Origin of the sequence: Sphingomonas sp. IC-56 (assembly GCF_021043375.1) — a bacterium.
Taxonomy (GTDB): Bacteria; Pseudomonadota; Alphaproteobacteria; order Sphingomonadales; family Sphingomonadaceae; genus Sphingomonas.
Genome location: NZ_JAJNDV010000012.1, coordinates 38,259 through 51,304 on the forward strand (window position 1 = coordinate 38,259; position 13,046 = coordinate 51,304).

The 13,046-nt window shown below is 65.9% G+C and carries 16 protein-coding genes; 10 read left to right on the forward strand and 6 right to left on the reverse strand.

Going from position 1 to position 13,046, the window contains the following annotated elements:
- From ilvN to LQ953_RS14755, 7 genes are all read left to right on the forward strand, one after another.
- Positions 1-516: an acetolactate synthase small subunit gene (gene ilvN, locus LQ953_RS14725; RefSeq protein WP_231031745.1), complete on the forward strand. Its 516-nt coding sequence runs from the start codon at positions 1-3 to the stop codon at positions 514-516.
- Positions 517-553: 37 nt separating this feature from the next.
- On the forward strand, positions 554-1,573 hold the full coding sequence (gene ilvC, locus LQ953_RS14730) for a ketol-acid reductoisomerase (protein ID WP_231031746.1): 1,020 nt from the start codon (positions 554-556) through the stop codon (positions 1,571-1,573).
- Between the two features lie 138 nt (positions 1,574-1,711).
- Positions 1,712-2,350 (forward strand): YceI family protein, encoded by a 639-nt coding sequence (locus LQ953_RS14735; RefSeq protein WP_231031747.1) that lies wholly within the window; start codon positions 1,712-1,714, stop codon positions 2,348-2,350.
- A 135-nt stretch (positions 2,351-2,485) separates the two neighbouring features.
- The gene (folE, locus tag LQ953_RS14740; protein ID WP_231031748.1) at positions 2,486-3,106 is read left to right on the forward strand and encodes a GTP cyclohydrolase I FolE; all 621 of its coding nucleotides are present in this window, start codon (positions 2,486-2,488) and stop codon (positions 3,104-3,106) included.
- A complete protein-coding gene (locus tag LQ953_RS14745) occupies positions 3,106-3,870 on the forward strand; it encodes an SDR family oxidoreductase (RefSeq protein ID WP_231031749.1) in 765 nt (254 codons plus the stop codon). Before folE ends, LQ953_RS14745 begins: the two co-directional genes overlap by 1 nt.
- Positions 3,863-4,213, forward strand: a complete 351-nt coding sequence (locus LQ953_RS14750; RefSeq protein WP_231031750.1) for a dihydroneopterin aldolase — start codon at positions 3,863-3,865, stop codon at positions 4,211-4,213. Before LQ953_RS14745 ends, LQ953_RS14750 begins: the two co-directional genes overlap by 8 nt.
- 77 nt (positions 4,214-4,290) lie before the next feature.
- Positions 4,291-5,280 (forward strand): SDR family oxidoreductase, encoded by a 990-nt coding sequence (locus tag LQ953_RS14755; RefSeq protein WP_231031751.1) that lies wholly within the window; start codon positions 4,291-4,293, stop codon positions 5,278-5,280.
- Positions 5,281-5,319: 39 nt separating this feature from the next.
- Here LQ953_RS14755 and leuA read toward each other — a convergent pair whose 3' ends face one another.
- The gene (gene leuA / locus LQ953_RS14760; RefSeq protein ID WP_231031752.1) at positions 5,320-6,978 is read right to left on the reverse strand and encodes a 2-isopropylmalate synthase; all 1,659 of its coding nucleotides are present in this window, start codon (positions 6,976-6,978) and stop codon (positions 5,320-5,322) included.
- A gap of 260 nt (positions 6,979-7,238) precedes the next feature.
- Between leuA and LQ953_RS14765 the strand changes: the two genes are divergently transcribed.
- Positions 7,239-7,637 (forward strand): BLUF domain-containing protein, encoded by a 399-nt coding sequence (locus LQ953_RS14765; protein ID WP_269141526.1) that lies wholly within the window; start codon positions 7,239-7,241, stop codon positions 7,635-7,637.
- A 17-nt stretch (positions 7,638-7,654) separates the two neighbouring features.
- On the opposite strand, the gene LQ953_RS14770 is transcribed toward LQ953_RS14765, so the two are convergent.
- Both LQ953_RS14770 and LQ953_RS14775 read right to left on the reverse strand, forming a co-directional pair.
- The gene (locus LQ953_RS14770) at positions 7,655-8,638 is read right to left on the reverse strand and encodes a Gfo/Idh/MocA family protein (protein ID WP_231031754.1); all 984 of its coding nucleotides are present in this window, start codon (positions 8,636-8,638) and stop codon (positions 7,655-7,657) included.
- Complete coding sequence (locus LQ953_RS14775; protein WP_231031794.1) at positions 8,635-9,603, reverse strand: MDR/zinc-dependent alcohol dehydrogenase-like family protein; 969 nt, start codon at positions 9,601-9,603, stop codon at positions 8,635-8,637. The genes LQ953_RS14770 and LQ953_RS14775 overlap by 4 nt, the downstream gene beginning before the upstream one ends.
- A 116-nt stretch (positions 9,604-9,719) precedes the next feature.
- Between LQ953_RS14775 and LQ953_RS14780 the strand changes: the two genes are divergently transcribed.
- Together LQ953_RS14780 and LQ953_RS14785 are read left to right on the forward strand one after the other, a co-directional pair.
- Positions 9,720-9,926 carry a DUF2945 domain-containing protein gene (locus tag LQ953_RS14780; RefSeq protein WP_231031755.1) on the forward strand — a complete coding sequence of 69 codons (207 nt, stop codon included), beginning with the start codon at positions 9,720-9,722 and terminating at the stop codon, positions 9,924-9,926.
- A gap of 33 nt (positions 9,927-9,959) precedes the next feature.
- Positions 9,960-10,229, forward strand: a complete 270-nt coding sequence (locus LQ953_RS14785; RefSeq protein ID WP_231031756.1) for an SWIB/MDM2 domain-containing protein — start codon at positions 9,960-9,962, stop codon at positions 10,227-10,229.
- A 339-nt stretch (positions 10,230-10,568) separates the two neighbouring features.
- Here LQ953_RS14785 and LQ953_RS14790 read toward each other — a convergent pair whose 3' ends face one another.
- From LQ953_RS14790 to LQ953_RS14800, 3 genes are read right to left on the reverse strand one after another with little or no spacing between them, the layout of a single operon-like run.
- Complete coding sequence (locus tag LQ953_RS14790) at positions 10,569-11,582, reverse strand: glycosyl hydrolase (protein WP_231031757.1); 1,014 nt, start codon at positions 11,580-11,582, stop codon at positions 10,569-10,571.
- Positions 11,583-12,398, reverse strand: a complete 816-nt coding sequence (locus tag LQ953_RS14795) for a TIGR04290 family methyltransferase (RefSeq protein WP_231031758.1) — start codon at positions 12,396-12,398, stop codon at positions 11,583-11,585.
- Positions 12,395-12,991 (reverse strand): histidine phosphatase family protein, encoded by a 597-nt coding sequence (locus LQ953_RS14800; protein WP_231031759.1) that lies wholly within the window; start codon positions 12,989-12,991, stop codon positions 12,395-12,397. The genes LQ953_RS14795 and LQ953_RS14800 overlap by 4 nt, the downstream gene beginning before the upstream one ends.
- Positions 12,992-13,046 lie beyond the last annotated feature (55 nt).

Below are 13,046 nucleotides of genomic sequence, written 5' to 3' on the forward strand. Positions count from 1 at the left end.
ATGCACATCAAGGAAGAACAGCGCGAGCGGCATACCCTTGCCGTGATCGTCGACAACGAGCCCGGCATCCTCGCAAGGATCGCAGGCCTCTTCACCGCGCGCGGCTACAACATCGAAAGCCTCACGGTGACCGACATCACCGAGGACGAGGCGGTGTCGCGAATCACCATCGTCACCTCTGCCTCGGCGCACGTGATGGAACAGATCATCGCCCAGCTTGAGCGGCTGGTGCCCGTGCACAAGGTCACCGACCTGACCGCGCTCGGCCCCCATGTCGAACGCGAGCTGGCGCTGGTGAAGGTCGCCGGCACCGGCGACCACCGCATCGAGGCGCTGCGCCTCGCCGAAGTCTACCGCGCCCGCGTGGTCGACGCGACCATCGCCAGCTTCGTGTTCGAAGTCACCGGCGGCCCGGACAAGATCGACAAGTTCGTCGAACTGATGCGCGAAGTCGGCCTGGTCGAAGTCGCCCGCACCGGCATCGTCGCGATCTCGCGCGGTGCCGAGCCCGCCTGAACCGTTCCACATCACCCGAAGGGGGAACTTCACTACCATGCGTGTCTATTATGATCGCGACGCCGATCTGAACCTGATCTCGTCCAAGAACATTGCCATCCTCGGCTATGGCAGCCAGGGCCACGCCCACGCGCAGAACCTGCGCGACAGCGGCGTGCAGAACATCGCGATTGCGCTGCGCGCCGGCTCGCCCTCGGCCAAGAAGGCGGAAGGCGCCGGCTTCAAGGTGATGAGCAACCAGGAAGCGGCCGGTTGGGCAGACATCCTGATGATCCTGGCTCCCGACGAGCACCAGGCAGCGATCTACGAAGCGGACTTGAAAGGCAACCTCAAACCCGGCGCCGCGCTCGCCTTCGCCCACGGCCTCAACGTGCATTTCGGCCTGATCGAACCACCGGCGGACATCGACGTGATCATGATCGCCCCCAAGGGCCCGGGGCACACCGTGCGTAGCGAGTACGCCCGCGGCGGCGGCGTCCCCTGCCTGATCGCCATCCACCAGGATGCCAGCGGCAACGCGCACGACATCGCGCTCGCCTATGCGAGCGGCGTCGGCGGCGGCCGCTCGGGCATCATCGAGACCAACTTCCGTGAGGAGTGCGAAACCGACCTGTTCGGCGAGCAGGCCGTGTTGTGCGGCGGCGCTACCGCGCTGATCCAGGCCGGGTTCGAGACGCTGGTCGAAGCGGGCTACGCGCCGGAAATGGCCTATTTCGAGTGCTTGCACGAGCTCAAGCTGATCGTCGACCTGATGTATGAGGGCGGCATCGCCAACATGCGCTACTCGATCTCGAACACCGCCGAGTACGGCGACATCAAGACCGGCCCGCGCATCATCACCGAAGAGACCAAGAAAGAAATGAAGCGCGTGCTCGCCGACATTCAGTCGGGGCGCTTCGTAAAGGACTTCGTGCTCGACAACCGCGCGGGCCAGCCCGAACTCAAGGCCAGCCGCGCCGCGGCCAAGCGCCACCAGATCGAGCAGGTCGGCAGCGAGTTGCGCGCGATGATGCCCTGGATCGGCGCCAACAAGCTGGTGGACAAGGACAAGAACTGAACGCGGCGGCGATGCTGTTCCCCGGCGGAGGCCCGGGGAACAGGTTGGCGGTGGGGCGGAAACCCTCGGTTTCCAACTTGCCGTTTGACCGGCGCAACGATTCGATCGACATTTCGACCTCCCAAATAGGAGGTTTCCATGCGCGTCCGCTTCATCGCACTCGCCGCCACGCTCGCCCTTGCCGCCCCGCTCGTCGCCCAGCAGGCGATGCAGGTGCCGGGCTCGAAGAATCCCGCGCTCGTTACCGCGGGCAGCTACACCGCCGACCCCGGCCATACGCTGGTCGAGTGGACCGTCGACCATCTCGGCTTCACCCCCTATTTCGGCATCTTCGGCGATGTCTCGGGCACGCTGACGCTCGACCCGAAGAACCTGTCGGCCGCCAAGGTCGACGTGACGATCCCGGTGTCGAAGGTCACCACCGCAAGCAGCGGCCTCACCGCGCACCTGCTGCGCGCGGCGCAGGCCGGCGGCAAGGCCGACTTCTTCGGCGCCAACCCCGCCGATGCTCGCTTCGTGTCGACCCGCGTGGTCGCTACCGGCCAGACCGCCAAGGTCACCGGCAACCTGACCCTTAACGGCGTGACCAAGCCCGTGACGCTCGACGCGTCCTTCTACGGCGCCGGCAAGGCACCCGCGCAGATGGGCGGCAAGGAAGCGGTCGGCTTTGAGGCCAAGGGATCGATCAAGCGCAGCGACTTCGGCGTCGGTTATGGCATCCCGGTCGTCTCCGACGAGGTCAAGCTCAGGATCGTCGCGGCCTTCAACAAGGACTGATCGCGACGTAGCGACACCGACTGCGCAGGCGCGGCCGCCGTTCCCCGGCAGGCCGCGCCTTTGCTTTTGGCCGGCGGGCGAACTAACGCTGCGGCCATTCGACGCCGCCAAGCGTGGCGAGCACGAGGAAGAAAGATGACGAACCTGAACGCGGATCCCGAGGATGGCGATATCGTCGCGCCGCTGCCCAAGATCCCGGTTCCCGACGAGGTCGCCGACGCGGTCCGGACGCTGTTGCGCTGGGCCGGCGACGATCCCGCACGCGAAGGCCTGCGCGACACGCCGCTGCGCGTCGCACGCGCGTGGAAGGAATATTGCGCGGGCTATGGCGAGGATCCCGCGCAGCATCTCGACCGCGTGTTCGAGGAAGTCGGCGGCTATGACGACATCGTTCTGCTGACCGGCATCCCGTTTCAGTCGCATTGCGAGCACCATATGGCGCCGATTACCGGCAAGGCATCGATCGCTTATCTGCCCAAGGACCGCGTCGTCGGCATCTCCAAGCTCGCGCGCGTGCTGCACGGCTTTGCGCGCCGGCTTCAGGTGCAGGAACGGCTCACCGCCCAGGTCGCCGACTGCATCTGGGAGCGCCTCCAGCCCCAGGGCGTCGCGGTAGTGATCGAGGCCCAGCATGGCTGCATGACCGCCCGTGGCGTGCGCACTCCCGGCGTAGGAATGGTCACCAGCCGCATGATGGGCGTGTTCCGCGAGGACGAGCGCAGCCGGCAGGAAGTGCTCAAGCTAATGGGTTATTGATGCGGGTCCTCGTCACCGGCGGCGCGAAGCGGATCGGCGCGGCGATTGCCCGCCGCCTGGCGCTGCGCGGCCACCAGGTGGCGATCCACCATCATCACGCGCCAGAAGACGCCACAGCGCTGCGCGAGGCGATCACGGCGGCAGGCGGCACCGCCTGCATCGTCTCGGGTGAACTGGCCGATGCCGCCACGGCACCCGCGCTGATCGAGGCTGCCCGTGAAGGCCTGGGCGGCACGATCGACGGCTTGGTCAACAACGCTTCGCAATTTGCTTTCGACGCCGTGCCGCTGACCGACTTTGCGCTGCTCGACCAGCACATGCGCATCAACTGCGGCGCTCCGGTCGCGCTCGCCTCTGCGCTTGCCGCGCAGAGCGACCTGGATCATGGCGCGGTCGTGAATCTGCTCGACCAGAAGCTCGCCAACCTCAATCCGGACTTCCTCACCTACACGCTAAGCAAGGCCGCGCTTGCCACCGCTACCGAGTTGCTCGCCCGCACGCTTGCCCCGCGCATCCGCGTCAACGCCGTGTCGCCCGGCCTGACGCTGCCAAGCCTAGACCAGACGGCCGAGGAATTCTCCGAGCACGCCCGGCAGAACCTGCTGCTACAGCCGGTGGCGCTCGACGATGTGGCGGCTGCGGTGGAGCACCTTCTCACCAGCCGCTCCATCACCGGACAGAATGTGTTCGTGGATTGCGGGCAGCGCTTCCTGCCGCGCGATGGCGATGTGATGTTCTCCTCGCGTGAGCGTGAGCGTGGCTGAGTACCGTATCCTCCTCGACGGCCTTGAAGTGGCGATGGGCCTTGGCATCCACGAGGCCGAGCGCGCCGCGCCCCAGCGCGTCCAGATCAGCGTCGCGATGGACTGCCGCTATTCCGCAGCGCCGGAGGACCGTATCGACGCGGTGGTCGATTACGACTTTCTCCGCACCGGCATTCTAACGCTCGCCGCGTCCCGCCATTTTGAGTTGCAGGAAGTATTCTGCGACGCCGTTGCCGCGCTCGCCTTGCGTGATCCACGCGTCCACCGAGTCGAAGTACGCTCGATGAAGCTCGACATCTATCCCGACGCCCGCATCGGATGTGAAATCGTTCGCAGTCGCTAAATCGCTGCGCTGCTGCAACTTTCCAACGCACTCTGCCGTTCGGGATTTCGTCTACGGGCGACTTCCAGGAGAGCATCATGGCGGAACAGGGAACGACGCGGCGCGGCGTGCTGGGCGGCGCGGCAGCAGGGTTGGCGGCAGCAGGGGCAGCCCCGGCACTTGCCCAAGCGGCAGGCGGCGGCGCGGCGCCGCTACGCGATCCGCAGACCAAGTTCACCAAGGGTCCTTTCCCTGAACAGCGCCAGGAATGGCCGGCGCTGCAGAGCAAAATGACTCCGCGTCCGGATTGCGGCGAGACCAGCTATCGCGGATCGGGCCGGCTGATGGGGCGCAAGGCGCTGATCACCGGCGGCGACAGCGGCATCGGCCGCGCCGCCGCGATTGCCTATGCGCGCGAGGGCGCGGACGTCGCGATCAACTATTACCCGACCGAAGAGCCCGATGCGCGGGAAGTCGTCGACCTGATCCAGCGCGCCGGGCGCAAGGCGGTCGCCATCCCGATGGATATCCGCACGCGATCGAACTGCGAGAAGATCGTGGCACGGGCAGTCGATGGCCTGGGCGGGCTCGACATCCTGGTCAACAATGCCGCCTATCAGCAGAGCAAGGCGGACATTTCCGAGATCAGCGACGAGCAGATGGTCCGCACCTTCGAGACTAACATCTTCGCCACGTTCCGCCTGAGCAAGGCGGCAATCCCGCATCTGCGGCCGGGCTCCGTCATCATCAACACGGGCTCGGTGAACAGCTATGATCCTGGCGAGGAACTGCTGGACTATGCCTCGACCAAGGGCGCCATCCTGATCTTCACCAAGGGGCTGGCTAAGCAGCTGGCCAAGAAGGGCATCCGCGTCAACATGGTCGCGCCTGGGCCGTTCTGGACTCCGCTCCAGGTCGCTGGCGGTCAGCTGCCCGGGCAACTTGGCGAGTTCGGCAAGGACACGCCGCTAGGCCGAGCCGGCCAGCCGGTCGAGCTGGCGGGTCACTATGTGCTGCTCGCCTCGGACGAATCCAGCTTCACCACCGGCGGCTCGATGGGCGCCAATGGCGGCAAGGGAAATCCGTAAACCCCAGACCTCCCCCGCATCAGCGGGGGAGGTCTGACTTCAGGTCCGGTTTGCGGCGCTCAGCACCGCCCGCACGGAGGCGGTAGCAACGTCGGCATCGATCCCGGCGCCGAATACCGTGGTGCCGTCCGCTGTACGGCACTCGAGATAGGCGGCCGCTTGCGCGTCCGCGCCGTGCCCGATGGCATGCTCGTTATAGTCGACGACATCCAGCACGACCCCGCACGTCTCGCGCAGCGCGGCGATGACCGACGAGATCAAACCGTTGCCGCGCCCGCTCACCGATTGCTGCACGCCGTCGACCGACAGCGTGCCGGCAAAGGTCCGCACGCCCGCCGCACCGCTCTCCGCGTAATCCACGAGGGCAAAGCGGTCGCTCGCCCCCGGCAGATACACCATCTCGAACAGCCCCGAGATATCGGCTGCGTTGAGCTCGCGGCTGGTTTCGTCGGCCAGCGCCTGGACGTGGCGCGAGAAATCGGCCTGCATCCGCTTGGGCAGCTTAAGCCCACGATCCTGTTCGAGCACCCAGGCGACACCGCCCTTGCCGCTTTGCGAGTTCACGCGGATCACCGCCTCGTAGTCTCGGCCCAGATCGCGCGGATCGATCGGCAGATAGGGTACGTTCCACAGCTGGTCGTTGCGTTCGGCCTGCGCCGCAAAGCCCTTCTTGATCGCGTCCTGGTGGCTTCCCGAGAAGGCTGTGAACACCAAGTCGCCGGCATAGGGCGTGCGGGGATGGACGGGAATGTTGGTGCAATAATTCACTGTGTTCACGATCTCGTCGATGTCCGAGAGATCGAGACCGGGATGCACCCCTTGCGTGTACAGGTTGAGCGCGACGGTCACGAGGTCGCAGTTGCCGGTGCGCTCGCCATTACCGAGCAGGCAGCCCTCGACGCGGTCGGCGCCTGCCATCAGCCCCAGCTCGGCAGCCGCCACGCCAGTGCCGCGATCGTTGTGCGTATGGAGACTGATCACCAGGCTGTCGCGGTTCGGTACGTTGCGGCAGAACCACTCGATCTGGTCGGCATAGATGTTGGGCGTGGCCGCCTCGACGGTGGCGGGAAGGTTGAGGATCAGCGGGCGCTCGGGCGTGGGGCGCAGGATGTCCATCACCGCCGCACAGACTTCGACGGAGAAATCGAGTTCGGCGGTGGAGAAGGTCTCCGGGCTGTATTCGAAGTGCCACTGCGTGTCGGGCTGCTTGGCGGCTTCGTCGCGCAGCACCTTGGCGCCTGCAACAGCGATCTCGCGCACTTCGTCGCGAGTCATGCGGAACACCACTTCCCGCCATGCGGGCGAGACAGCGTTGTAGAGGTGGACGATTGCCTGCTTCGCCCCCTTCACGCTCTGGAAGGTCGTCTCGATCAGGTCGCGTCGGGACTGGGTGAGCACCTGGATGCAGATGTCGTCGGGAATTTTGTCGTGCTGGACCAGGCCGGAAATGAAGTCGAACTCGGTGGCGCCGGCGCTCGGGAAGCCGACTTCGATCTCCTTCAAGCCCACCTTGCACAGCAGTTCGAAGAAGCGGGTCTTCTTCTCGCTGTCCATCGGATCGATCAGCGCCTGGTTGCCGTCGCGCATGTCGGTGGAGAGCCAGCGCGGCGCCTTGGTGATGGTGCGGCTGGGCCATTGCCGGTCGGGCAGATCGATCTGCGGGAAGGGGCGGTATTTGACGCTGGGATCACGCAACATGGGGACAATGCCTCTGAAAGGATCGCGGCCGCGCACTAGCGCAGGCGCAGGGGTGCTGGGAAGCGTTGAGGTACCCTTAGAGGCGTGCGCGCGCGGCGGTTCGGCCCCTAAGGGCGGATAAGTCGAAGGGTAAGCGCGGCGATCATGTCGACTATCTGGTCGACGCGGAAAGCTTTGTCCACTCTCGCAAGCATTTGCTTACACTTTCCCACTAACCTGCGGGAACCGCAAGGAAACTTGCGAAAGAGGGAAGAACCACGATGCTTCAGCTGGTATATGTGAGTAGTGTCCGGCCAGGGGCACAAGACGTTGATCCAGCTATGATTCTGGAGAAATCCCGCGTGAACAACACGCGCGATTCCATCACCGGATTGCTGTATTCGGACGGGACGCGCTTTTTGCAGGCGCTGGAGGGCCCGGCCGAAAAGGTGCAGGCCGCCTATACCCGCATCAAGGCCGATCCGCGCCACCGCGCGGTGGTGATGCTGTCGGAACGCGCGATCGAGGAACGCGAATTCGGCGATTGGGCGATGGCGCACAAGACGCCGGGCAGCGACGAACAGGCCTTCATCGACCGCGTAAGCGCGCTGGCGGCCAGTGCGTCGCCCAATGTGCGCGCGACGTTTGAGAGCTTCGCGCAGGTTCGCAGGGGCGCCTAAGCGCCCCTGCCCCAACCCTATCGCCCGTAGATCCGGTCGATCACTTCGGCCACGCGCACCAGCCCCTCGGCCTGCGCATCGAAACGCTCACCCGCAGCCAGGCGCCGCGCCCAATCGGCAGCAGCGCGCCCGCCCCAGGGCTCTGGCGGACGGGTGAGCACCTCGCCCCCGGTCCCGTTGAAGTGCCGGCTTTCGAAATCGTAGAACGATCCGCCGACATTGCGCTGCGACGCTCCGCCGCCGGTGCCGTAGAAGTCGGCGGCGATCACCGCCTCCTGGCCGGCATGCAGCTTCCACGAACAGGCCAGCCGCACCGAAGTGCCGCCGGCCAGCTCCAGCTGCGCTACGGCATAATCCTCGACCTTGTCGCTCCCGGTCAGCGGCTCGCCGCCGGCGAACAGCTGCGAGCGGACATCCACGACTTCGGGGAAGTCCAGCACCCACAGCGCCAGGTCGACTAGGTGCACGCCCAGGTCCATGACGCAGCCGCCACCGGCGAACTTGGGATCATAGAACCACGGCTTGTCCGGGCCATAGGCGTTGTGGAACACCAGATCGGCGGCGAATACGCGACCCAGCGTGCCGTTGCGCGCCAGCTCGGCGACGCGCTGCGTGCCCTCCTGAAACCGATAGGAGAAGTCCACCGAGAGCAGCCGGTCGGCGGCGCGCGCCGCCTCCACCACGCCGCGCGCTTCTTCGGCAGTGCGGCCCAGCGGTTTCTGGCAGAACACCGCAACGCCTGCGTTCAGCGCCGCGATCGATTGTTCGGCATGCAGTGCGCTGGGCGTCGCGATCACCAGCCCGTCCAGCCCGAGGGCGAGCAGGCCATCGAGGCCTTCCACGACGGGTGCGTCCGGCGCCAGCTTCTGCGCCTCGGCCACCATCTCGGGCGAAGGATCGGCGATGCCGGCGACTTCGACTGCGCCGGTTTCTACGATCGCTTCCATGCGGTGCCGACCAATCCAACCGGTGCCGAGGAAGCCTACGCGCGGCTTGGTCATGCCGGTTCCGCCTCGAAGGTCACCAGCGCCTTGACGAAGCCATCGGGTTTGTCGCGCGTGTCGTTGAGCGCGTCGCCCAAGCGATCGAGCCCATAACGGTGCGTGTAGAGCGGGCGCGGATCGAGCCGGCCGCTCGAGACAGCCTCTACCGCCTCGCGCAGCCCCTGCATCTGCACCTCGGGATCACGCTCATGCGCGCTGGCGATGTCGATGCCCTTCCAGTTCCACATCTGCATGTTGACCTGACGCGGACCATCCTGGTGATAGCCCGCGATCACCAGCCGGCCGCCCTCGCACATCAGCTCGCCGGCCAGGTCGAGCGGCCATTGCTTGCCGACGGCCTCGATCACCCGCTCGCATCCCTTGCCGCCGGTCAGGCCGCGCACATCCTCAAGGATGCGCCAATGGTCGTCCATGACGATCGTCTCGTCGGCGCCATAGCTGCGCGCCAATGCCAGCGAACTCTCGCGACGCGAGATAGCGATCACGCGCGCGCCGGCGTCCTTGGCGAGGCGGGTCAGCACCGCGCCCAGGAAGCCGATGCCGATGATCGCCACGGTCTGGCCGGCGCGGATGTCGCTTCGGCGGAAGATGTTGAACGCGCAGCCGAGCGGCTCGCCCGGGAATGGTTCGCCCTTGAGGCTGTCGGGCAGCTTCACCACGGCGTCCGCCTTGGCGAGATCATATTGCGCGAAGCTCTTGAACGAGAGTGCGGCGACGCGGTCACCGACCGCCAGGTCTGCGACCCCCTCGCCCACTGCATCGATGACGCCCCACCCTTCATGTCCCATCCCTCCGGGGTCGGTCGGGAACTGCATCCATTCAGGGCCTTCCCAGGGCGTGATGTTCGAGGCACAAACCCCGCAGCCTTCCAGCCGGATGCGTACTTCGCCTTCCCCCGGCTCTGGCCGCTCCACCTGGTGTAGCGCAAACGCACGGGGGCCGGTAACCACGGCCGCAAGCATCTTGTTCAAAGAAGAACCCCTTTCGGTGAGCCGAACGGCGCATGCGGCCAAGCGTTCCATGCGCGCAACATTTTCCATGCGCCGCGCGCTTAAGCCGCCTCAGCAGGAGAATTCCGATGTCCGATGACCTGAAAAAAGGCGATTCCGTCAGCTGGAAATCGCATGGCGGCACCGCCCATGGCAAAGTCGTGACTAGACAGACGAGCGATACCAAGATCAAAGGGCATCAGGTCCGTGCCTCCAAGGACGACCCGCAGTTCATCGTGGAGAGCGACAACGGCGGAAAAGCGGCGCACAAGCCGGGGGCATTGACCAAGGAATAGCCCGGGGGACGGGCGAAACAGGAGAAGAAACACATGGCCGAGACTAAAGCAGCTGGCGGCGCCAAGGGTGGTATCGCAAAGCCCGTAACCCCTTCGGCGGAACTGGCCGCAATCGTCGGCAAGGACGATCTGCCGCGCAGCGAGATCGTCAGCAAGATGTGGGAATACATCAAGAAGAACAACCTCCAGAACCCTGAAAACAAGCGGGAAATCCTGGCGGACGACAAGCTTGAGAAGATCTTCGACGCCAAGAAGGTAACGATGTTCGAGATGAACAAGCACATCTCCAAGCACGTCAAGTAAGCGGGCGTGCCGGGGGGATCCCCGGTGCCGCTGAGGGTATGCAGGGCGGCTTTCCTTCGGGGAAGCCGCCCTGTTTTCGTTTGGGGAGATGGTTCAAGCGCGGGCAACTGGCCCGGTGCGCCGCGCGAGTTGTTTCCGAGAGCCCGAGGAGGGCGACTCCATAGACTCAGCGCCGATGCGCAGGACAGCGGAGGGCGCTTGCGCACCCCTCCCTCTTCCCCGGCGGAGGCCGGGGCCCAGTTTCGGCGTATCATCGACAGCGCAGCGATAGTGCCGCGAGCGCATTGCAGCTGGGCCCCGGCCTTCGCCGGGGGACAGGTTGCGGTGGCGAGCGCCGCGTCAGGCGGCGCTGCGTTCTCCGGCCAGGCGTTCGTCGCGGTTGAAGTTCAGCGTCGAGAGTTCCGCAGCCTGTACCTCCACGCCCTCCGGCAGCGCGGGGGCGGCGACCGCCGGGCGTTCCACCCGTCCCGGCGCATAGCGGTCGATCATCCAGGCGCAGAAGTCCGCAAAACCCTGCGGGTCACGCGCGGGGCTGGTGTGGTGCGGCGCGACGCCCAAATGCGCAGGGGTGAAGCAGAAGGTGACGGTGACGTCGAAATCCTCCAGCGCGCCCATCATCCGGTCGAACCACTCGATCGCGCCGGGGCGGAAGCTGTCGGCCCAGCTAAGCCCGGTGCGCAGCCGCTTGGTGCCCAGGCGCTTCATCCAGGCGACGGCGTCGTCCAGGCGCGGGTCCTCGAAATGGAACCACTGCATCAGGCCTAGATCGGCGGCATGCTTGGCATAGACGTCGAGCGCGGGCTTGGGCGTGCCGTCTTCGCGGATCAGGCCCAGGTAGAAGTGGCGGTAATAGGACGAGCCCTCGGCTTCCCGGTGGCGGGTCTCGGCGCCCCAGCTCATCGGCAGATCGTAGAGCGAGTACCAGAAGGCGCGCGGCGTGACGCCCTTCAAAAGCTCGGCAGTGCGTTCGATCCCGAAGGCCTGCACTTCCTCGGCCCCGAACGAGCTGACGCCGACTTCGGTGACCCAAACGGGCTTGTCGGTGACGGCCTTGATCTCGGCGATCTTCTCGGGCCAGGCGCTGAGCGGCCACAGGTTCCAGTCGAGCGGGAAGCCATGCACGGCGACCGCATCGACGGCGTCCAATGCGCCATGCGCCTCGATCTTGCGCAACCAGTGCGGATCGATCGGCGACATGCCGCCCAGCACGCGCGTCACGGCCGGGTTCATCGCGTGGATTGCGTTGCCGGCGAGCGTCACATGCTCGGCGAACATGCGCCAGTCCGGGTCGATCTGGGGGTCCCAATGCGATTTGTTGTTGGGCTCGTTCCAGATCATCGCGGCTTCGATCATTTATTCCCCCCTTGCCGGATAGACGGCCATGCCGCCGCCCCAGTCCCCATAGGGAACGGGTGCGACACGGCAAAGATAGACTTCGTGTTCGGGCTGCGCTTCGATCGTAAAACCCGCGGCGCGCAGCATCGCCTGGCTCGCCGCCTTGTTGGGCGCCCACCAATTGGTCCAGTCATTCGCGAACTTGCGCTCGATGAAGTGCATCTTCGGATAGGCCGGATCGTCGAAATAGGCCGGCGGATTGTTGGTGCCGGGGACGTGGAAAGGATGGTCCTCGGGAACCTCCAGCACGTCCTTCGACCCTTGCTGCATCGTCTGGAACAGCATCATGTCGCCGACGACATGCTCGCGGATCAGGTCGAGCGCCAAGAGCGGATGGCGCAGATGGTAGAGCACGCCCATGAAGATCACGAGGTCGAACTTCTCGCCCAGCGCGCCGACATCGTACACGTCGAGCCTGCGGAATTCGATGTCGGGAAAGCCCAGCGTCTGCGCGACGAAGCTGGCCTGCGCCAGATAATGGTCGTCGCTGTCGATCGCGACGACGCGGGCGGCGCCGCGCCGCTTCATCTCCATCGAATAAAAGCCGGCGTTGCAGCCGATGTCGAGCACGGTCTTGCCAGTCAGATCGGCGGGGATCGCATCGGCGAAGCGGGCGAACTTGAAGCGCGGATAGTCGCCCAGGAAGTGGTCGGGCGCGGTGGTGACGCCGTGGCCCAGGTCGATATTGTGGAACCAGGGGCCGAGCGCCTCGACCTGCGCGCGCAGTTCCGCGGCGCGGTCGCCGCCGGAGTGGATCGGAGCCATGTCGTTCATCGGCAAACCTCGTTGATGCTCAAGACTCGGGCGCCCCAGTCGCCCATTGCGATACGGCTGACCGAGGCGGGGTCCACGTCGAAGCGGTGAAAGGCGTCGAGCGAGAGGCCGAGCACCTGCGCCAGCGCGGCGCGGATGATGTCGCAGTGAGTGACGACGGCCACGTTCTCGCCGGGATGGTCGTGCGCAAGCCTCTGTAGATACGCGAACACCCGCGCCTGCGCCGCCGCCATGCTTTCGCCGCGCGGGGGCGTGGCGACCGCGCGCTGTTCGTTCCAATGGTGCCAATCGGGATCGTCGGACAGCGCCTCGAACGCGCGGCCGGTCCAGTCGCCGAAATCGATCTCGTTCAGCGGCTCGGCGATCTCCACCTCCAGGCTCCTGCCCGCTGCAATCGCGGCGGCGGTTTCGCGGGCGCGCTGCACCGGGCTGGAGTGGATCGCGACGAACTCATGGAGGCGCAGGTGATCGGCCAGAAGCTCCGCCTCGCTTTGCCCAGCCGGCGACAGCCCGATGCCGGGCATGCGCCCGGACAGGATCTTCCCCAGATGCGCGTGCGACGCGTGCCGGATGAGGGATATCGTCGCCGTCACTACGCGCAGAGGCTCCCGAAAAGCGCAGCGGAAGCGCGACCCTGCGCCCCGAACA